General features: G+C 49.1%; 16 protein-coding genes. 15 read left to right on the plus strand and 1 reads right to left on the minus strand.

The window, feature by feature from the left end; translation table 11 throughout:
• Positions 1-18 precede the first annotated feature (18 nt).
• The 4 genes from FGB90_RS02255 (at position 19) to FGB90_RS02270 (ending at position 4,709) form a co-directional block, all read left to right on the plus strand.
• Positions 19-660, plus strand: coding sequence for a class I SAM-dependent methyltransferase (locus FGB90_RS02255; RefSeq protein ID WP_246056079.1), 642 nt, complete (start codon positions 19-21; stop codon positions 658-660).
• 230 nt (positions 661-890) lie between these two features.
• Positions 891-2,654 carry an ABC transporter ATP-binding protein gene (locus FGB90_RS02260; RefSeq protein ID WP_138808947.1) on the plus strand — a complete coding sequence of 588 codons (1,764 nt, stop codon included), beginning with the start codon at positions 891-893 and terminating at the stop codon, positions 2,652-2,654.
• Between the two features lie 2 nt (positions 2,655-2,656).
• Positions 2,657-4,492, plus strand: coding sequence for an ABC transporter ATP-binding protein (locus tag FGB90_RS02265; protein WP_138808948.1), 1,836 nt, complete (start codon positions 2,657-2,659; stop codon positions 4,490-4,492).
• A 37-nt stretch (positions 4,493-4,529) separates the two neighbouring features.
• Entirely contained in the window at positions 4,530-4,709 is a 180-nt protein-coding gene (locus FGB90_RS02270) for a hypothetical protein (protein WP_138808949.1), read from the plus strand.
• 824 nt (positions 4,710-5,533) lie between these two features.
• On the opposite strand, the gene FGB90_RS02275 is transcribed toward FGB90_RS02270, so the two are convergent.
• Positions 5,534-7,231 (minus strand): Rqc2 family fibronectin-binding protein, encoded by a 1,698-nt coding sequence (locus FGB90_RS02275; protein ID WP_138808950.1) that lies wholly within the window; start codon positions 7,229-7,231, stop codon positions 5,534-5,536.
• A gap of 217 nt (positions 7,232-7,448) precedes the next feature.
• Here FGB90_RS02275 and FGB90_RS02280 point away from each other — a divergent pair, with 217 nt between their 5' ends.
• The 11 genes from FGB90_RS02280 to pknB all read left to right on the plus strand — a co-directional run bounded on the left by FGB90_RS02280 (position 7,449) and on the right by pknB (position 21,838).
• The gene (locus FGB90_RS02280; RefSeq protein ID WP_138808951.1) at positions 7,449-10,154 is read left to right on the plus strand and encodes a cation-translocating P-type ATPase; all 2,706 of its coding nucleotides are present in this window, start codon (positions 7,449-7,451) and stop codon (positions 10,152-10,154) included.
• A gap of 178 nt (positions 10,155-10,332) precedes the next feature.
• Positions 10,333-11,217, plus strand: coding sequence for a YicC/YloC family endoribonuclease (locus FGB90_RS02285; protein ID WP_138808952.1), 885 nt, complete (start codon positions 10,333-10,335; stop codon positions 11,215-11,217).
• 99 nt (positions 11,218-11,316) lie between these two features.
• Positions 11,317-11,577: an extracellular matrix/biofilm regulator RemA gene (remA, locus tag FGB90_RS02290; protein WP_138808953.1), complete on the plus strand. Its 261-nt coding sequence runs from the start codon at positions 11,317-11,319 to the stop codon at positions 11,575-11,577.
• A gap of 155 nt (positions 11,578-11,732) precedes the next feature.
• The gene (gene gmk, locus FGB90_RS02295; protein ID WP_138808954.1) at positions 11,733-12,347 is read left to right on the plus strand and encodes a guanylate kinase; all 615 of its coding nucleotides are present in this window, start codon (positions 11,733-11,735) and stop codon (positions 12,345-12,347) included.
• Entirely contained in the window at positions 12,348-12,569 is a 222-nt protein-coding gene (gene rpoZ / locus FGB90_RS02300; RefSeq protein ID WP_138808955.1) for a DNA-directed RNA polymerase subunit omega, read from the plus strand.
• Between the two features lie 212 nt (positions 12,570-12,781).
• On the plus strand, positions 12,782-13,996 hold the full coding sequence (gene coaBC / locus FGB90_RS02305; protein ID WP_138808956.1) for a bifunctional phosphopantothenoylcysteine decarboxylase/phosphopantothenate--cysteine ligase CoaBC: 1,215 nt from the start codon (positions 12,782-12,784) through the stop codon (positions 13,994-13,996).
• The gene (priA, locus tag FGB90_RS02310) at positions 13,993-16,410 is read left to right on the plus strand and encodes a primosomal protein N' (RefSeq protein WP_138808957.1); all 2,418 of its coding nucleotides are present in this window, start codon (positions 13,993-13,995) and stop codon (positions 16,408-16,410) included. The genes coaBC and priA overlap by 4 nt, the downstream gene beginning before the upstream one ends.
• Positions 16,411-16,428: 18 nt before the next feature.
• Positions 16,429-17,385: a methionyl-tRNA formyltransferase gene (gene fmt / locus FGB90_RS02315; RefSeq protein ID WP_138808958.1), complete on the plus strand. Its 957-nt coding sequence runs from the start codon at positions 16,429-16,431 to the stop codon at positions 17,383-17,385.
• Positions 17,372-18,724 (plus strand): 16S rRNA (cytosine(967)-C(5))-methyltransferase RsmB, encoded by a 1,353-nt coding sequence (rsmB, locus tag FGB90_RS02320; protein ID WP_138808959.1) that lies wholly within the window; start codon positions 17,372-17,374, stop codon positions 18,722-18,724. The genes fmt and rsmB overlap by 14 nt, the downstream gene beginning before the upstream one ends.
• A gap of 271 nt (positions 18,725-18,995) precedes the next feature.
• A complete protein-coding gene (locus FGB90_RS02325) occupies positions 18,996-19,763 on the plus strand; it encodes a Stp1/IreP family PP2C-type Ser/Thr phosphatase (protein WP_138808960.1) in 768 nt (255 codons plus the stop codon).
• Positions 19,760-21,838, plus strand: a complete 2,079-nt coding sequence (gene pknB / locus FGB90_RS02330) for a Stk1 family PASTA domain-containing Ser/Thr kinase (RefSeq protein ID WP_138808961.1) — start codon at positions 19,760-19,762, stop codon at positions 21,836-21,838. Before FGB90_RS02325 ends, pknB begins: the two co-directional genes overlap by 4 nt.
• Positions 21,839-21,841: the final 3 nt, after the last annotated feature.

The following is a 21,841-nucleotide window of genomic DNA, read 5'->3' on the forward strand; positions in this document are numbered from 1 at the left end:
TGTGATGACGTGAGAAAAATGACAGGTACAGAGTTTGATGAGCGGGTTGATTTTTTTGACCGGATGGCCCGGACAGCCTGGCTCTCCACTCTGCATGATAAAATGATCGCATCAGCAGGAAAGCTTGAAGGAAAACGAATCTTTGATGCAGGTTGCGGAACCGGCAGGCTGCTCGCCCGGGCAGCGGGCAAAGAAACAAAGATTTCGGGAATCGATCTGTCGGAGGGCATGATTGAAGCATGCAGGAACCGTCTCAGGGCTGTATGTCCGGATCACAGGGTTGAGCTGGTAATAGGGGATGCCGAGGAGCTGCCTTTTCAGGACCGGTCATTTGACGTCAGTTTCTGTGCGTGTGTGCTGTTTCTGATGCCTGATCCGAAACAGGCATTTTCCGAGCTTGCGAGAGTTACTGAGGACACGATCGTACTGCTGAATCCGTCAGAGCACCTCAACCTTCATTCAGCTGAACAGTACATAAAGGAAAACGCGCTGGATGGTGATGAAGCAGCGATGCTTCTTCAGTGGGGGAGAGTATCTGAACGTCGCCACCGGTTTTCCGAAGACCGGCTGAGTGAAATGGCGTCCAGTTCAGGTTTTTCATTCAGGAATCAGTACCTGATGGACGATCTCGCACTTCTATCCGTCCTGAGCAGGACATAACTTAATGAGGGTGGCGGAATATATTCCGTCACGCCTTTTTGTTTCGTGAAGGGGTGAGATATTAAGCGCAATCATTTCAGATATGGGCTATTTACAGGTTTTTTTCATGAAAATGAGCTCTGAAGGCTCAAAACGGCCGTTCACGGCTGTAGCTATTTATTTCGGGAATCGATATATTAGTAATGTTACGTTTTTTTAAACTTTTCAGAAAGGTTCGGGGGTGACACACCATGAACACGTTTAAACGCTTAAAACATTTTTACTGGCCTTATAAAGGGTACTTTTTCTGGTCGATTCTGTTTCTTCTTCTCGTAACGGGAGTTACCGTAGCCTATCCGGTAATCCTGCAGTTTACCATCGACAGCGTCATCGTTGCCGGAAACTATGATCTCGTGCCGTATGTGGCAATCGGATTCTTTCTTCTCATGGCACTGAAAGGTCTGTTTACGTACTTTCATCAGTATCTGGGAGATCTGTTTGGAATCAAGGCGGTGTATAAAGTAAGGGACGCCCTGTACTACAAACTGCAGTTTTTGCCGTTTCGCTATTACGATAACGCCAGGACGGGGGACCTCATGTCACGACTGACGGCTGATGTCGAGGGATTCCGTTTCTTTTTGTCTTTCGGGTTCGCGCAGCTGATTAACCTGACCATGCTTGTAGGTCTGAGCATGGGGATTATGCTTTTTTACAGCCCCTCGCTTGCCCTGATTACGCTGGTGGCCATGCCGTTTCTTGCGGTTACGGTGTACCGGTTTGATAAGAAGGTGCACCCGGCATTTACGGACATCCGTAAATCGTTTGCGGGGATGACAACAAAAGTGCAGGAAAACATCAGCGGCATGAATACGGTCAAGTCCCTGTCCAAGGAAGATTTTGAGATGGGGCGGTTCGACACGAAAAACACGGATTACAAAGACAAGTACGTGTATACAGCTAACATCTGGGCGAAGTATTTCCCCCTTATGGAGCTGATCGGTCAGATTTCAGTCGTCATTCTTCTCGGGTACGGAGGATTCCTGGTTATTACAAATGCCATATCCCCGGGTGTACTGGTGGCTTTCTTCAGTCTCATCTGGTATATTATCGGCCCGCTTATGAACCTCGGATTTATTGTAAACACCTTCTCCCAGTCCAAGGCATCGGGAGAACGTCTCCTCCAGGTCCTTGATGAAGACGAGGATATTTTCGATAAGCCCGGCGCGATCACTGCCGAGCGTCTTGACGGTCATGTACAGTTTGACCGGGTAAGTCACCGGTACAGCGAGGAGGAGGAACTGGCGCTTGATGATATCAGTTTCGACGCCCCTCCCGGGAAAACGATCGGACTGATCGGTGCGACAGGTTCCGGGAAGACCTCCATCACCCAGCTTATTTCCCGTTTTTATGAACCGGACCGGGGCAACATTTTTGTTGATGGACGAACGATTGACAGCTACACTCTGAAATCACTCAGGAAAAATATCGGCGTTGTACTTCAGGAGTCGTTCCTGTTCTCGTCATCAATCAAGGACAACATTTCCTACGGTGCTCCGGATGCCACGATAGAACAGATCCGGGATGCGGCAAAACGGGCACAGGCACACAATTTTATCATGGAACTGCCTAAAGGATATGATACAGTGCTTGGTGAACGGGGGATGGGCCTCTCGGGCGGCCAGAAGCAGCGGATCGCCATTGCCAGAGCTATCTGCATTGATCCTTCAATACTTATCCTCGATGATGCCACAAGCGCGGTGGATATGGAAACGGAAGGGAAAATACAGGCAGCGTTCCGCGAGGTAATGAAAGGACGCACCACATTTATCATTGCCCACCGGATTTCCTCTCTTATGCACGCAGATGAAATTATCGTGCTTGATGACGGCAGAGTGGCAGAGCGGGGTACCCACGATGAACTCCTTGAGTCCGAGGCTGGGATATACAGAAGAATCTACGACATCCAATTCAAGGACCGTCACGCTGTCCTTCAGGAAGCAACGGGGGGTGACTGAGAATGACAGAAGAAGAAAAACGACAACAGGAAACAGAAGACCGAACGCTGAAACGGTTCCATTACTCCACAGACCAGGCGATTGAAAAACCGTTTAACTGGAAGCAGATGATCAGGCTTCTTCACTATATGAAGCCTTATTCCAGGAATCTGCTGCCCCTCGCCATCTTTGCCATGATTCTGTCAACAGCTGTTCGTCTGCTTGCTCCGCTGTTTATCGGGGCGTATGCACTGGACAATATTGTTGAACATGGGGATCTGAATTTCCTCTGGCTCATGGTTGCTGTTCTTTCGGGGATGTACTTACTCTCTTGGATCGGAAACTATATGCGGATCCGCTTCATGAATAAACTCGGCCAGCTGGTTATTTTTGATCTCCGAAAAGCACTGTTCGATCATATCCAGCGCCTTTCCCACAGGTTCTTTGACCAGCGGTCTGCAGGCTCGATCCTGGTCCGCATAACCAACGATGTGAACTCCCTTCAGGAACTTTTTACAAACGGAGTTATCAACCTTCTCATGGATCTGATCATGCTTGCAGGAATCATCGTTATTCTGTTTATGATCAGTCCGGAACTGACACTTGCAATCATGATCATTCTGCCAATCATGTTCCTCATTTCCACACAGCTGAGAAGAAATATCCGAAGAGCGTGGCAGGACGTGCGTGTGAAGCAGTCGATGATCAATTCCCACCTGAATGAAAGTATTCAGGGAATCCGGGTAACACAGTCCTATACCCAGGAAAAGGAAAACATAGGATTCTTCCACAGCATGAACGGGCAAAACTACGAATCATGGCGCAACGCTTCCCAGAAGAATGCTCTTTTCCGCCCATTTGTCGAGATCAGCGGTGCCATCGGTACAGCGGTTCTTCTCTGGTACGGTGTTGTCCTGATTCAGAATGAAGCTCTGACAATCGGTCAATTTGTTTCCTTTGCCATTTATATCGGTATGTTCTGGGAGCCGATTTCCCGTCTCGGTCAGGTGTATAACCAGCTTCTCATGGGGATGGCCTCTTCCGAGAGGATCTTTGAATTCCTCGATGAACAGCCGAATGTACCTGAGAAAAAGAATGCGAAAAAGCTTCAGGTTGAAGGCGGCGACATCGTGTTTGATAATGTTGAATTTGCCTATAACAGCGACCGGAAAGCTCTTAAAAACATCAGCCTTAAAATTAACAGCGGAGACACTGTTGCCCTTGTGGGGCACACAGGAAGCGGAAAAACAACGATCGTGAATCTGATCAGCCGCTTCTACGACCCGACTTCGGGCAAGGTGACGATTGATGGTCACGACCTCAGGGATGTCACTCTGAACAGCCTCAGAAAAAAAGTAAGTATCGTTCTTCAGGATACGTTTATTTTCTCAGGTACCATCATGGACAATATCCGTTTCGGACGTCCTGACGCCACTGATGAGGAAGTAATGGAGGCAGCCAAAACCGTTGGAGCCGATCCGTTTATCCAGCAGCTGAAAAACGGCTATGAAACCGAAGTGGAGGAGCGGGGGAACGTGCTGTCTGTCGGGGAACGTCAGCTGATCAGCTTTGCCCGTGCACTGCTTGCAGATCCACAGATTCTCATACTGGATGAAGCAACCGCTTCAATCGACACAGAAACAGAACAGCTCATCCAGCGTGCACTCAAGCGTCTTCTGCATGGCCGGACGGCGATTATGATCGCGCACCGTCTTTCCACTATCCGCGAAGCGGACAATATCATTGTCCTTGAGCAGGGCAGCATCCTTGAACAGGGAAATCATGATGAACTCATGGATAAAAAAGGCGAGTATTACCACCTTGTTAAAGCGCAGTTTAAAGTACTCAATACAGGATAATCCAGGGGCACCTCCCGTCTTACGGGGGGTGTTTTTTATGAGTGGAAACAAGTTGGGGGATTCCCTTGTTCATAAAACCCGGATTGCGTCTGATTATTCTGAATTTAAACGAATGTTTAAATTAAGGGGGCTGGAAGGGGAGAATGGGGGAGTACAGTACAGTAAAAAGGCTCCAATGGGGTCTGTAAAAGGCCGGGCCATGATTACAGTGCAATAAAAAGGTCTCATAGAGGTCTATAAACGACCCGGCCATAAATATAGTGCCATAAAAGGCCTCAAAGAGAGCTGTAAATGGGCCGGCCAATATTACAGAGCAATAAACAGGCTTCAAAGAGACCTGTAAACAGTCCGGTCATGGTTACAGAGCAATAAACAGGCCCCAAAGAGGCCTGTAAAAGGTCTGGCCATGATTACAGTGCAATAAAAAGGTCTCATAGAGGTCTATAAACGACCCGGCCATAAATACAGTGCCATAAAAGGCCTCAAAGAGAGCTGTAAATGGGCCGGCCAATATTACAGAGCAATAAACAGGCCCCAAAGAGGCCTGTAAAAGGTCTGGCCATGATTACAGTGCAATAATCAGGCCTCAAAGAGGTCTGTAAAAGGCCCGGGCATGATTACAGTGCAATAAGTGGCTGGGACAGAAGTATTTGATGAGAATCAAAACGAAAAGCTGCCAGGCGGATGAAATATTCGCCGACTCCTGCGGGAGGAAAAGCGCAGGTGAGACCCCTTAAGTAGCGAAGCACGCGGAGGCTCAGCCGCTTCCCGCGGAAAGCGGCGTATATTTCAGGAGCGATTTACCTGCGGCGCGAATTGATTGTTCGGATTTTCATCTATTAAAACACTTCTGTCCCAGCCTCACACGGTCCCGGTCATGATTACAGATAAGTAAAAACAAGCATCGCCCTCGTCATAGGCAAACCCTTCGGTCCCTGAAGAACTGCCGTTGAAAGAAAAGACAGCAAAAAAAGCCACGAAAATTCGTGGCTCAATATCATGCAGGGACTCTTAAACAGCTGTACTCATCAATAGTTTCCGCTACTTTACTCTCAGATCCCTGACCTGCTCCTCGTCCGGCGTGACAAACAGGGTTGTCTGATTATCGTAAATCACGTAACCAGGTTTTGAACCACTCGGCTTTTTTACATGCCTGATTAAGGTGTAGTCCACAGGCACCTGCCCTGAGCTTCTTGCTTTACTGAAATAGGCGGCCAGGTTGGCTGCTTCATGCAGGGTGGTGTCGGAAAACTCCTGACTCCTGATGACAACGTGGGAGCCTGGAATGTCCTTCGTGTGAAGCCATGTATCATCCTGCCTGGCCATCCGGTTTGTTACATATTCATTCTGTTTGTTGTTTTTACCGACGAAAATATCAATGCCCTCGCTGGAGAGGTACTTTTCAGGCTGGGGTACACCGGGCTTTTTCTTTTTCTTCCCGGTCCGGCGTTTTTTGATATACCCCTCATCAGCAAGCTCTTCCCGTATATCCTCCAGGTCTTTCGGAGCGGCCGTTTCCACCTGCTGAATGACGTCTTCCAGATAGCGCATTTCCTCTTCTGCTTTTTTGATCTGCTCCCGCACGACGGCTACACTGTTCTTCAGTTTTGTATACTTTCTGAAGTAGTTCTGGGCATTTTGTGAAGGGGATTTCTGTGGATCAAGCGGAATGGAGACCGTCTGCTGATCAGGGTCGTAGTAATCCGTTACCTCGACACTTTTGTCCCTTTCCCTGACCAGGTGCATATGAGCGGTCAGAAGTTCTCCAAAACGCTGGTAACGCCCTGCTTTTTCGGAGTCTTTCAGCGTGTTTTCGAGCTTTTTGATTTTCTTTTTGTTTCTGCTGTGCTCGTTCTTTAGCATCCGCTCCAGATCATGTGCCTGCTGTTTGACCCTGTCTCTTTCGGCTTTTCCGGAAAAAAACCGGTCGAGCATTGCGTGGACAGAGTCAAACCTTTCAGCCTCGCCCTTAACATGTGTAAGTTCGATCACGGAAAACTTACCGTTTTTAATCTGGGGCGTGCAGTTTTGTGTTTTTACAGGTTCAAGCACACTCATAAAGGCCTCCGGCAGTGTCGTCTGATTGACGAGGCCTGCACGGTGCTGGATTTCCTTAACCACCAGCGGTGAAAGTCCGCTGAACTTGCCGATCAGCTGTTTATCGATCTTTCCCTGCTGAAACTGGATCTTCCTGATAAGCGTGTTTTCGTCGGCTTCAAGAGGATTTATTTTATCCAGATGCGGGGGCTCTTTGTAAGGCTGGCCCGGAAGCACAGTCCGGTACGTGGACAGGGAAGGTGGAATATGTTTGATGCTGTCGAGAATCAAATTTTCGTCATCATCCACAAGCATGATATTACTGTGGCGTCCCATCAGTTCCAGAACGAGCTTTTTAGTTGAAACATCCCCAAGTTCATTACGGCCTTTTACGTAGAAAGTGACGATCCGCTCCAGTCCGTCCTGTTCAATTTTCTCAAGCATCCCGCCCTCCAGGTGTTTCCTGAGAAGCATACAGAACATAGGAGGTTCCTTCGGGTTTTCATACTTTTCCTCCGTCAGGTGAAAGCGGGCAAAGCTTGCGTTCACGCTGATCAGAAGTGAATGGTTTTTTCCGCCTGCCCGGACGGTAAAAACCAGATCCGATTTATAGGGCTGGTGAATCTTCGTTATTCTTCCTGGCACCAGCGTATCCGTAAGACTGTCTGTTACTGCTTTTGTTACGATTCCGTCAAAAGCCATTCTTCATCACCGCCAATCTGCACATTCGGTCTTCATTATAGCAGAAAGAAGGTTCGGTGCGCTTCCTTCCACTCTCATTTTCAGCCAGGCTCATGTCATCTTTCAGGCCCGTCCCGAATAGAGATAGCTTGTAAAGGTTGTCTTATCGGAATTGCGGACGGGGCGAGTGCCGGCCCGGATCGGGTGTTTGGAAAAACGGAGGAGTTGAGGTGAAGGCATGAAGTGGTACGAAATGGAGGCAGAGGAAGTCGAACGGGCGATCGACACTGACGCATCTTCAGGTTTGAACGAGGAAGAAGCACTCGTCCGTCTGAAAAAACACGGGCTGAACAAAATTGATGATGGCCGGCGGACACCGCTGTTCTTTTTGTTTATATCCCAGTTTAAGGACTTTATGGTACTGGTGCTCCTTGCTGCAACCCTTATTTCGGGGCTTTTAGGGGAGTATATAGATGCTGTTACCATTATGATCATTGTGCTTTTAAACGGATTTCTCGGATTTTTCCAGGAGCGGAAGGCGGAAAAATCCCTTGCCTCGCTGAAAGCTCTGTCAGCTCCCCGCATGAGTGTGCTCAGAAATGGGGAGTGGAAAAAGATCCCTTCCACAGAAGCTGTCGTCGGGGATATTGTCAAGCTTACAGCAGGTGACCGCGTAGGCGCTGATGTTCGTGTGCTGTCGAGTGAAAGTATGTATGTGGAAGAGTCCGCTCTCACAGGGGAGTCCCTGCCGGTAAAAAAATCGAAAGAAGCCATACGTACATCCGAAGCACTCCCTCTGGGCGACCAGGAAAATATGGCGTTCATGGGAACGCTCGTCACCCAGGGCGGGGGGACCGGGGTTGTCATTGCTTCGGGTATGAAGACGGAAATGGGGAAAATTGCCCACCTTCTCAAAACGACCGAATCGATGGAAACACCGCTTCAGAAACGCCTTGAACAGCTTGGAAAGATTCTGATCGCTGCAGCTCTGCTGCTGACTGCACTGGTCGTTCTGTTTGGTATTATACAGGGCCATGATGTATACACCATGTTTCTTGCCGGTGTGTCACTTGCAGTAGCCGCGATTCCGGAAGGGCTGCCTGCAATCGTTACTGTAGCCCTGGCACTCGGTGTGCAGAGGATGATCAGACGTAATGCCATAGTCCGCAAACTTCCGGCAGTGGAGACGCTCGGTTGTGCAACCGTCGTATGTTCGGATAAAACAGGGACGCTCACGCAGAATGAAATGACTGTAACGGCATTATACGCAGACGGTTCACAGTGGAACGTAACAGGGAGCGGCTTTAAGCCCGAGGGGGAGTTTTTTGCAGGGAGCCGCAAAGTTACACCTGCGCAGGAAAAGCCTCTCTGGCAGCTCCTTACTTTCGGTGTTTTATGCAACCATGCTTCGATTACACAGAAAGAAGACGGAAGTTTCGCCGTGGATGGTGATCCTACCGAGGGAGCACTGCTTGCTGCAGGTCTGAAAGCAGGAGTTTCCAGAAGTTCCCTTAATGAATCGTACACAATTGAAAAAGAGTTTCCGTTTGATTCAGGAAGAAAAATGATGAGTGTCATTGTAAAAGAGAAAGAATCAGGTTCGCGCTTTATCGTGACAAAGGGAGCTCCGGATGTTCTTCTTGAACGTTCCTCCTTTATCCTTTCCGGCGGCAGAAAAGGTAAAATGGGCCGAACGGAAAAGGAAATCCAGCTTCAGGCCGTGGAGGAAATGGCTCTGAACGCACTTCGGACCATTGCCGTAGCTTCAAGGGAACTCAAGCCGGGGGAGTTCCCGGAAACAGAAGGAGAAGCAGAGAAAGACCTGACCTTTATCGGAGTCCAGGGGATGATCGATCCGCCCCGGAAAGAAGTGTTTACAGCGATCGAAGAGTGCAGGCGTGCCGGCATAAAAACCGTTATGATTACCGGCGATCATGCACTGACTGCCAAAGCGATTGCAGCAAAGCTCGGAATGCTTCCCATCGGAGGGAAAGTAATGACCGGCACACAGCTTAGCAGAATGAATACAGCTGATCTGGCTGAGACGGTCGATGATGTATATGTGTTTGCCCGGGTGACACCTGAAGATAAGCTGAAGATTGTAAAAGCTCTGCAGTCCAGAGGGCATATCGTCGCCATGACAGGAGACGGCGTGAACGACGCACCTGCCATTAAAGCCGCGAACATCGGTATAGCGATGGGGACAACCGGTACGGATGTGGCCAAAGAGGCTTCCTCGCTCATTCTGAGTGACGACAACTTTAAAACTATTAAAGCAGCGATCAAGGAAGGTCGGAATATCTACGATAATATCCGGAAGTTTATCCGGTACATGCTGGCTTCCAATGTGGGAGAAATTCTGGTCATGCTCTTTGCGATGATGCTCGGAATGCCGCTTCCCCTTGTTGCGATTCAGATCCTGTGGATCAACCTCGTTACCGATGGGCTGCCGGCAATGGCGCTTGGCATGGATCAGCCTGAAGACGATGTTATGAAAAGAAAACCGCGTGCTCCGAATGAAAGTATTTTTGCAAGAAAGCTCGGATGGAAAGTCATAAGCAGAGGCTTTATGATTGGTGCGGTTACACTGTTTGCATTCTGGCAGACCTACGAATCGAGCGGGGAAAACCTGATGCTGGCCCAGACGGTCGCTTTTGCCACTCTCGTTATGGCACAGCTGATTCATGTGTTCGACTGCCGCAGCGAACACTCCGTATTCCACCGAAATCCGTTTGAAAACAAATATCTTGTAGGAGCAGTCATTTCCTCCATTGCGCTAATGCTTGTCGTTCTCTATTATCCGCCGCTTCAGCCGATTTTCCATACTGTAAACCTCGGCTTTGAACACTGGCTTCTTGTTCTCGGATGTGCCTCCGTGCCGACAATAGCCCTTGCAGGTTTTCAGGTGTTCAAAAGAAAGGATGCGGCTGGCAGGAAGCGGTAAACTATGATTAAATATAAGAAGAGGGAAAAGGGGCCTGAGGACGGAATCAGGCCCCTGTATTCCCGTTTTGTCCGGATAGAATCCGGTTATCTTCCGTGCATTGCAGTATACGGCAGGATGTTACTTTTCTTATGTCTTATTCGTGTGATATTCTAGTATAAGAGTGGATGTGATCGAAATGATAGTCAGTATGACCGGTTACGGCAGATCCGTAAAGGAAAAGGCGGGATACCAGGTAACGGTTGAGATGAAAACGGTCAACCACCGGTTCTGTGAAATGAACATCCGTATGCCCCGTCAGTTTATGGGCCTTGAAGAAAAGGTCAAAAAAACAATCGGGCGATACATAAGCCGGGGGAAAGCCGACGTTTTTATCACAGTAGAAGGAGAAAGTCTCGTTCAGAGGGGTCTCCGTGTTGACTGGGATCTCTTTCATTCGTACACAGAAGTATTCCGCCAGATGAAAGAGAAGGCGGACGAGGGAGGAGCCTCCTTACCTCTCGGGACACTCCTGGCAAACGAGGATGTTGTGACAGTAGAAGAAACAGATGATCTGAATGAAGAGGCTGAGCATCTCCTCCTTGAAGCTGTCAACGAGGCAGCTGATTCCCTGAACAGTATGCGGAAAGCAGAGGGGAAGGAACTTGCTGCAGATCTGAAGGCCCGCGCCAGTCAGATGGGGCTGTGGTCAAAGGAACTGGCTGCGCATGCTCCACTTGTAAAAGAGCATTACCAGAGAAGGCTTGAAAAGAAAGTCACCTCTTTTCTGGAAGGAAAAGCAGAGGTCGATGAGTCCAGAATACTTACCGAAGTGGCCGTTTTCAGTGATAAAGCCGACATTCAGGAAGAGCTTACACGCATTGAAAGTCATCTGAAGCAGATGGATGCCATCCTCGATACAGGAGGCGTCACAGGGAGGAAGCTTGACTTTCTTGTTCAGGAGCTTAACCGTGAGTTCAATACCATCGGTTCCAAATCAAATGATCTCCAGATCAGCCAGCGGGTTGTCGATTTAAAAGCTGAGCTTGAAAAGGTTAAGGAACAGGTACAGAACATTGAATAGGTATATGAAGAACGCTTGAGGGCAATTTTATAGAGAAAGCACAATGTCGTCCTCAAAAAGCCGGTCGATAAATTTAAAGATAGGCAGGGGAAGTGCATCATGGATATTAAGCTTATAAACATCGGGTTTGGTAATATAGTTTCGGCAAACCGTATCATTTCAATTGTAAGTCCGGAAAGCGCACCGATTAAGAGAATCATTACGGATGCCCGTGACCGGAATATGCTGGTGGATGCTACATACGGAAGAAGGACAAGAGCAGTCATCATTGCAGACAGCGATCACGTCATCCTTTCTGCGGTTCAGCCTGAAACGGTTGCCCAGCGTGTAATCAACAAAGATGATGTTTCCGACGACTAAAATGAGTGCTTGCGAACTGCCGCTATTTTTTGTACATTAGTACAAAGGAATGAACGTTTTTCTTCTGCCATCGGCTTTGTTACCGATGGCTTCGTATTTGGAGCCTGGAAGGTTCCGGCCCACTGGAGTATGTAAAGCTGGAGGTGAAGAATTCTATGAAAAAAGACCGAGGACTGCTGATTGTTCTGTCCGGACCATCGGGAGTCGGGAAAGGTACGGTTTGCGCCGCACTCAGAAATCATGACACAGATATCCAGTATTCCGTATCAGCGACTACACGGAAACCGCGTGAAGGAGAAACTGACGGAGTAAACTATTTCTTCAAGGAAAAAGAGGAGTTCAAGCGGATGATTAAAAACAATCAGCTGCTTGAATGGGCCCAGTATGTGGACAACTACTACGGAACGCCGCGTGAGTACGTGGAAGAGACACTTGCAAAAGGCCAGGACGTCATCCTTGAAATTGAAGTTCAGGGAGCGCTCCAGGTCCGTGAATCCTTTTCGGAAGGTGTATTCATCTTCCTTATGCCGCCAAGCCTCAAGGAACTCAGAAGCCGTATTGAAGGACGCGGCACGGAAACAAAGGACCTGATTGACAGCCGCATGACTGTGGCAAAAGAAGAGATTGACATGATGAATAAGTATGATTACGTTGTTGAAAATGATGAAGTGGAAGCAGCTGTGGAACGAATTAAATCCATAGTAACTGCCGAGCACTGCCGCCGGGAACGGCTGATTGAAAAATACAAAGAATTAGCGGAGGTCGAGTAAATGCTGAATCCCTCAATCGACAACCTGATGAAAAAAATCAACTCCAAGTACACGCTGGTCACGGTTTCAGCCAAACGTGCCCGTCATCTGCGTGACAATCCTGACGGCAAATTAAAAATTGAACATTCAAAATCACCCAACCTTGTAGGAAAAGCTCTCGAAGAAATTGATGCAGAGCAGATCCACTTCGAACGCGAAGAGCTTAAACCGGGTGAGGAATAATCGGGGGGCGTTTTCCGAAAGCCAGAGCGGCTTTTCGGAGGCGTCCCTTTTCATTTTGTTAAAGCAGCCTGCAATTCTGTAAATGAGGATGGGGAATACAGCTTTGACCCGGGGGTCGTGGCCGGAAACCAGCCGGCTGCAGGAACCCTTTGTTTTATCCGGCAAATTCCGATAGAGTGAAAGAAGAGACTTGTGATCAGGGGGGAAAGAGGATGAGCAGTAAAAAAAGAGTTCTGCTTTGTGTTACAGGCGGCATTGCCATGTTTAAAGCTGCAGCACTGACCAGCAGGCTGTCACAGAACGGGTTTGAAGTGAAGGTAATGATGACCGATTCGGCGGGGGAGTTTGTTACACCCCTTACGTTTCAGGCATTATCAAGAAATCCCGTATACACCAGTACATTTGATGAAAAAGATCCATCAAAGATTGCGCACATTGACGTTGCGGACTGGGCGGATCTTATTATTGTTGCACCGGCAACAGCCAATGTAATCGGCAAGCTGGCAAACGGAATTGCTGATGATATGGTAACGACCACACTTCTTGCATCCACCGCTCATGTCATGGTGGCTCCTGCGATGAACGTACATATGTATGCACACCCTGCTGTTCAGAAAAACATGGAGACGTTAAAAGAGTTCGGCTACACCTTTATTGAACCGGGGGAAGGCTTTTTGGCCTGCGGCTACGAGGGCAAAGGAAGGATGGAGGAACCTGAGACGATCATGGCCGAAGCGGAGGCGTTCTTTTCCCGCCGCTCGCACCCGGAATGGCACGGAGTCCGTCTTCTGGTAACAGCGGGTCCGACGAGGGAAACAATTGATCCTGTCAGGTACTTTTCAAACCGCTCCTCCGGAAAAATGGGGTATGCCATAGCAGCGGAAGCCGCAAAAAGGGGTGCTGCCGTCACCCTTATATCGGGGCCTTCCGCTCTTGATGACCCACCGGGTGCTGAAGTCATACGTGTAGACTCCGCCGAGGAAATGTACGCGGCCGTCATGGCCCGCTACTCAGGTGCTGACATCGTGATTAAATCGGCAGCAGTGGCTGATTACCGCCCGGCTGAGACTTTCAGTCAAAAAGTGAAGAAAACAGACGGAGCTCTGACAATTGAAATGGAAAGAACGAAGGATATTCTCCGGACACTTGGGGATGAAAAGGAGAACCAGGTTCTGGTCGGTTTTGCTGCAGAGTCCGAAAATGTAATCGGGTATGCCAGGGGGAAACTTGAAAAGAAAAACCTTGATATGATCGTAGCCAACTCCATAACGGAGGAGGGCTCGGGATTTCAGTCGGATACAAATAAAGTGACCCTTATTCAAAAAGGCGAAGAGGAAATAGAGCTCCCGCTTCTTTCAAAAGCTGATGCTGCACAGGAGATCCTTAATAAAGCAATCTCAATTTTCGGTAACAGGAGAAAACAATGATTGCGAGCGTAATTGTTGATGTGGCAAGTAAGCAGATCAACCGGGTCTTCGAATACCTTGTACCGGAACATTTCGTAGACACGGTAAAGCCGGGCATGCGGATCATTGTGCCTTTTGGTCCGAGAAAAGTGCAGGGATTCGTTCTCGCTGCCAAGCAGCACAGCGACTATGATACAGAGAAACTCAAACCCCTCGAAGACATTGTGGATGTAAAACCAGCCCTTACCGGAGAACTTCTGAATTTGGCAGCCTGGCTTACAGATGAAACACTCTGCCTTCAGATAACGGCTCTTAAATCCATGCTTCCTGCAGCAATGCGGGCAAGTTACGACAAACGGGTTACCCTGCGCAGCAGTGCACAGGAACTTGACAGGGCACTGCAGCCGTTTTTCATGAAAGAGCCGGCTGTCATGTGGGAGGAGATCAAAAAGAAGGAGCATGCTCTTCTCCCCCTCGTTCAGAAAGAAGTAAAACGGGGAGTTCTGGATATTGAATCGGTGGTCAAATCAAGGGAAACGAAAAAGAAAGTAACGGTAATTGAAGCACTTCTCGGCAGAGAGGAACTGCTCGGAAAAGCAGAATCTGCGATGAGTCGGGCACCTAAGCAGGCCCTCGTCCTTCGTTATCTCACAGATCAGACAGGCCCTGTACCCCTCGCACGTATCACCGGTGATACCGGCGTTTCCCGGGAGTCCGTAAAAGCAGTGGTGAGAAACGGGTGGGCAGAAGAGCGTAAGGTTGAAGAGTACAGAGACCCTTACGAAGGCAGATCATTCAGAAAAACCGAACCTCTTTCTCTAATGGGACAGCAGAAAAAGTCCCTGGCTGCCATAACCGAAACTCTGGACGAAGGAAAGCACCGCACATTTCTCCTCCACGGTATTACCGGAAGCGGAAAGACGGAGGTTTACCTCCAGGCCATCGATCACGCCCTTAAACAGGGGAAAGAGGCCATTGTTCTTGTCCCCGAGATCAGCCTGACACCTCAGATGGTCCACCGGTTTAAGGAACGTTTCGGCTCGAATGTGGCTGTGCTCCACAGTGCCCTCTCCAAGGGCGAAAAGTACGATGAATGGCGTAAAATACGGGACGGGGAAGTGACCGTTGCGGTCGGTGCAAGGTCAGCCATTTTTGCCCCGTTTGAAAACCTCGGCATGATTATTATTGACGAGGAGCATGAAACAAGCTACAAACAGGAAGAAGAGCCCCGATATCATGCGAGGGATGTGGCTGTAAAAAGAGGAAACACATATAAGTGTCCGGTTGTTCTTGGAAGCGCTACGCCGTCACTTGAAAGTTTTGCAAGAGCTAAAAAGGGAGTATACAGTCTTCTGGAAATGGACCGGCGGGTCAACGATGTGAAACTGCCCGGGGTGGAGATCGTGGATATGAGGGAGGAACTCAGAAGCGGCAACCGGAGTATGTTCTCGGGAAAACTTCTCGATGCGATGCGTGAGAGACTCGGGAAAAAGGAGCAGATGGTTCTCTTTCTGAACCGCCGCGGATATTCCACCTTTATTATGTGCCGGGACTGCGGATATGTAGCCGAGTGCCCGCACTGTGATATATCACTTACGTATCACCGTTCCACACAGACTTGTCAGTGTCACTACTGCGGCTACCAGATTACAAGGCCAAACCGCTGTCCTGAATGTGAAAGTGATCATATCCGGTTCTTCGGATCGGGTACCCAGCGGGTTGAGGAGGAACTGAAGAAAACCCTCCCGGAGGCACGGGTGATCCGGATGGATGTAGACACCACCAGAAAAAAAGGAAGTCACGAGAAACTTCTGGATGCTTTCGGAAAAGGGGAGGGGGACATACTCCTCGGAACACAGATGATTGCCAAAGGCCTGGACTTCCCCAATATTACACTGGTTGGTGTACTGACAGCGGATACGATGCTTCATGTCCCTGATTTCAGATCCTCGGAAAAAACGTTTCAGCTGCTGACACAGGTGAGCGGAAGGGCAGGGCGGCATGAAAAGCCGGGGGAAGTGATCGTCCAGAGCTACACACCGGAACATTTCAGTATTCAGCTCGTGAAAAACCACGACTATCTTTCCTTTTTCAGCCGTGAAATGCTTGAGCGGAAACAGAGTGATTATCCGCCCTATTACTTTCTGGCCATTGTCAATGTAAGTTCGGAAGATCTGAACCGGGTTATTACAGTCTCCTCGAAAATAGGGGAGTTCCTGAGGAGAAGCCTTGGCGAAAACACGGTCGTTCATGGTCCTGCTGCATCAGCAGTTCCGAGGATCAAAGATAGATATCGATACCAGTGCATGGTAAAATATAAGATTGAACCGAAACTTACCGGTACATTAAAGGAAATTCTGAAAACGTACCAGACAGAGATGACGAGAACAGATCTGGCGATAACAATTGATACAAATCCATACATGCTCATGTAGGTTAAAGGAGCGATCTTTATGAAAATTGTGTTTATGGGTACACCGGACTTTGCCGTGCCTGTGCTTCGGATGCTCATGGAGGAAGATTACGACGTCAGGGCAGTTGTGACACAGCCTGACCGTCCGAAAGGCAGAAAAAGAACACTCACTCCTCCTCCAGTAAAAGAAGAGGCCCTGAAGTACAGCCTTCCGGTAATTCAGCCGGAAAAAATCCGGAATGAAGATGAGTGGAAAAAAGTGGCTGAACTCCAGCCTGATCTTATTGTAACTGCAGCCTTTGGACAGATTCTCCCTAAAGGACTGCTGGATATACCACCACTGGGGTGTGTAAATGTCCACGCTTCCCTGCTTCCGAAATACCGCGGAGGAGCGCCGATTCATCAGGCTGTCATTGACGGGGAAAAAGAAACCGGTATTACGATTATGTATATGGTTGAAGCCCTCGATGCAGGGGATATACTGTCACAGAAGGTGATTCCGATTCACGATGATGATTCAGCCGGCAGTCTCTTCGAACGTCTTTCGGTTCTTGGCGCCGACCTTCTTAAAGATACGCTGCCTTCCATCGAAGCAGGAACGATTCAGCCGCAGAAACAGGACGAATCACTGGTTACATATGCACCCAATATTACAAAGGATAAAGAAATAATTGACTGGTCCCTTCCGGCAGACAGTGTGTACAACCAGATCCGGGGACTTCACCCATGGCCGGTTGCCTATACCACACTGGATGGCGCGCGCCTGAAAGTCTGGTGGGCCGAAAAAGCAGACGGTTCCTATAACCTGGAGCCGGGAACGATCGCCGAAGCTGATGAAACAGGCTTAACGATTACAGCAGGAGACGGGAAGGCCGTTAAAATCACCGACCTTCAGCCTGCAGGCAAAAAGCGGATGGATGCAGCCACCTTTTTCCGGGGCGCAGGAAGCAGACTAAAAGCAGGCATGAAGGCAGGAGAATCCGATGAGCAGAAGTAATGTACGTGAAGCGGCACTCGATGTGCTCCTTAAAGTGGAAAAAAACCAGGCTTACAGCCACCTTCTTCTCAACCAGACGATGAACAGTCACCGCATTACCGGAAAAGATGCCGGTCTGTTTACCGAAATTGTCTATGGTACCATCCAGCGCCAGAAAACAATTGATTATTTTCTGAGCCCGTTTGTGAAAAAGCCGCTTGCGAAGCTGGACGGCTGGGTGCACCTGCTGCTGAGAATGACCGTCTATCAGACGGTTTACCTGGACCGTGTTCCTGAACGGGCGGCATTTCACGAAGCCGTCCAGATTGCAAAAAAACGGGGACACAAAGGCATCGCCGGTATGGTGAATGGTGTGCTCCGCTCACTTCAGAGGGAGGGACTTCCTTCCTTTGATGATATCAGCGATCCGATTAAGCGCATTGCAGTCGAATACAGCCACCCGGAATGGCTCGTAGCCAGGTGGGCAGAGCAGTTCGGTCAGGAAAAAGCGGCCAGGATCTGCCGTGCCAACCTTGAACACCCGGAGCAGACAGCTCGTGTAAACCTGACAAAATCAAGTGTGGAAAATGCTGCAGAAATGATGCGGGAAGAAGGCCTGGAGGTTTCAGCCGGCGGGCTGGTACCCGAAGCGCTCACAGTCAGTCAGGGAGCCATCGCCCGATCCAGGGCTTTTCAGGATGGTGCTGTGTCGATCCAGGATGAGAGTTCCATGCTCGTTGCCCGGGCCCTGGGGGCAGGCGAAGGGGAAACAGTACTGGATGCCTGTGCGGCTCCCGGCGGGAAATCCTCCCACATAGCAGAAACAATGAACAACCGGGGAAAAATCGAATCTCTCGACATTCATCAGCATAAAGTCCAGCTCATTGAAGAACAGAAAAACAGACTGGGCCTGACTATTATCCATCCCCGTGTCCTCGATGCGAGAAAAGCAGGGGGAGTGTTCGCGGAGGATACATTCGATAAGATTCTTGTGGATGCACCATGCTCCGGTCTTGGCGTTATTAAAAGAAAGCCGGATTTGAAATGGTCCAAAAAGGAAGAAGATATTTCCCGTCTCGGAGAAATCCAGCTTGACATCCTGAAATCCGTGTGGCCACTGCTTAAACCGGGAGGAACCCTGGTTTACAGTACGTGCACGGTGGATAAAGAGGAAAATAGCCGTGTATCATCCGAATTTTATGCCCACACTGATAACGCCGTGAAAGATGCTGAAATGAAGAACCGTCTTCCGGAAAAGCTGCGTGACCGCTGTCAGGACGGTGCTGAACTGGCACTGTTCCCGGATGATTACGGTACAGACGGATTTTATATACACTCCTTTAGGAAAAAAGAGAGCTGAGTACAGACATAAAACAGCCGTTCAAATCAGATCCATACTTCGCATGAACGCCAATACGGTACCACGGTCTTCTGATACAGTCGAAGCTCATCGGACCGACGGCGCAAAGCGGAGCTTCCATAAAACATAATTTCAGAGAACCGGAAGGAAATAAGTATCGGCCAGCGAATGTATAGTCACCTGACCGGGACGTGACCGGGGATAAAGGAAAAACCGTTCCACATTAAATACCATCAGGAACGGAGGAGAAAGAAAAGAGGGGATTGGAAAGATGGAAGCTGTTTTTAAAACAGATACCGGGCTGGTAAGAGCCCACAACGAAGACGATGGAGCCTATGCCTCCAACAATGAGGGCCAGCTTCTCGTCGTCGTAGCTGACGGAATGGGTGGCCACCAGGCCGGTGACGTTGCAAGCCGGATGACAAAGGAACTTCTCATGAAGAAGTGGCGGGAATCCGAACCGCTCCGAACGCCTGTGGAAACAGAACAGTGGCTTGAGAAAACGATTCGTGAGATCAACCGGGAACTCTATCATCATGCTGCAGGTAACCCGGACTGCCAGGGTATGGGTACGACTGTTGTTGCAGCGGTCTGCTCTGACCAGTATGTAACTACTGGACATGTAGGGGATTCAAGGATTTATCTCATGGAAGAGGATGAGGACGGGAATTTCCGGCAGATTACAACGGATCACTCCCTCGTAGGCGAACTGGTCCGCTCCGGACAAATTACCGAAGATGAAGCCATGCATCACCCGAGAAGGAATGTCGTACTCCGTGCTCTCGGAACTGAAGTGGATGTAAAAGTAGACACCGAGACGATCGGCTGGGAGCCGGGGTCCTGTCTGCTTCTCTGTACCGACGGCCTTACCGACAAAGTACAGGGCGATGAAATCGGACTCGAAATGCAGCGGGAAAACGATCTTTCGGGTATTGCCGATTCCCTGATCCGAATGGCAAATGACCGGGGCGGAGAGGATAATGTGACTATAGCCATAGTCCGGCGGAGAAAGGGCCGAGAAGGCGGCGGTGACCAATGATCGGCAGCCGGATTAATGAGCGTTACAAAATTCTTGACCGCATTGGCGGGGGTGGAATGGCGGACGTCTATCTTGCCCATGACATCATTCTGGACAGGGATGTGGCGGTTAAAGTACTGAAAGAACAGTTTTCCAGGGATGATGATTTTATCCGCCGGTTCCACAGAGAAGCAGAGGCTGCTTCCAGCCTTGCTCATCCGAACGTCGTTAATGTATACGATGTGGGGGAGGAAAACGGGCTTTACTACATCGTAATGGAATATGTAAAAGGCCAGACCCTCAAGGAATATATCCAGAGACAGGATGGAATGAAAGTGGATGAGGCCGTTTCCATAATGGGAGCAGTGGCCTCTGCTATTGCCCATGCACATGCCAATCATATTATTCACAGGGATATTAAGCCCCACAATATTTTAATCGGAGAAGACGGGCAGGCAAAAATAACGGATTTCGGTATCGCACGGGCAATCAGTGAAGCAACGATAACCCACACCAATTCCATACTCGGCTCTGTACACTACCTTTCTCCTGAACAGGCGAGGGGAGGACATGTCACTTATAAATCCGATATTTATTCACTAGGGATTGTCCTTTATGAGATGATTGCCGGGGAAGTTCCTTTTAACGGGGATACTGCTGTATCTATAGCGATTAAGCATATTCAGACACCGCTTCCCTCAATCAGGGAACGTTTTGCCTACATTCCCCAGAGTGTGGAAAATGTTATTATTAAAGCGACAGCGAAAGATCCGGATGACCGGTATATGACAGCAGGAAGTATGGAGGAAGATCTTTCCGGTGTTCTGAGTCCATCACGAATAAATGAAGATAAATATATCCCCGGTTATCTGCCGGATGAACATACAAAAGCAATCAGACCTGTTTCAGACGGGGAAAGCAGCGGGAATACAACAGGCGAAGAAACAATGATAGCCGGTACACCGCTTGTGTCAGCATCTGATGGAAAAGAGGACGAAGCACCTCAACCCGTGAAGAAAAAGAAATGGAAGAGGTGGCTTACAGTAACGTCACTTCTGGCTCTTCTTCTTGTGGGAGCTGTTTATCTCGCTTTCACGTGGATACCCAAATGGCTGCATGTGGATGAAGTAACCATTCCCGACTATCTGATCGGCATGCCGGCAGATGAGGCGGAGGAAGAGCTTGAATCCCTGGATCTCCGGGTTCAGCATGATACGGTTTACCATGACGAGGCGGAAGAAGGCACCGTTGTCAGTCACAACCCTGTAGCAGGCAGGACGGTAAAAGTGGACACACTTGTGATCCTCAGAATCAGTGAGGGCGGGGAACCTGTCGAGATGGATGACTATACAGGCCAGCCCTACACAAATCTGGAAGAAGAACTGAGTGACTTCAGAAGTGTGGAAGTTCAGACAGAACTCAACAGAAACGAAGATGACGAAACAGTTCTCCGTCAGTTTCCGCTGCCCGGAGAGAATGTCGTTCCTTCTGAAACCGATGTGATCCTTACAATCAGTGAACGTCCGGTAGAGACAATGGACAATCTTATTGGGCTCACCATGGAAAAGGTCCTCGATTACATCAGTGATCACGACTATCTGATCCCGGAATTTCAGGAGGAGTACAGTGATACTGTAGCTGACGGAAGAGTCATTCGTCATGAACCGGGCTATGGAACTGAACTGGAAGAAGGCACGGAAGTAACGGTTTTCTTTTCGCGGGGGCCAGAACCTGAGTCGGATGAACCGGAAGACTGGGCGGAGACCGGGAACGGGGAATACGAAGGAGAGGATTTCACGGCAGTGACTGCTTCCATGTCCATTGAATTGAAATCACCGGGTAATGATGAGGCGGATGAACCTCAGGATTATAACGTCCGTATAGATTTAATCGATTCAACAACAGGCGGCGATGCGGAGACAAGGTTTGATGAAACCGTTACAATAGAGGAGTCGGAGACTGTGTCCCTCCCTGTTACTCTCGAGTCGGAGGATGAGGTGGCATACTTTTATATTTACCAGGATGACGTAGAGATTGAAAAGAGTCCTATCGAGTTCACGTACAAAGAAGTGAGGGATGCCCAGAATAACGGGTAGATC

Origin of the sequence: Alteribacter natronophilus (assembly GCF_006007885.1) — a bacterium.
GTDB classification, from domain to species: domain Bacteria; phylum Bacillota; class Bacilli; order Bacillales; family Salisediminibacteriaceae; genus Alteribacter; species Alteribacter natronophilus.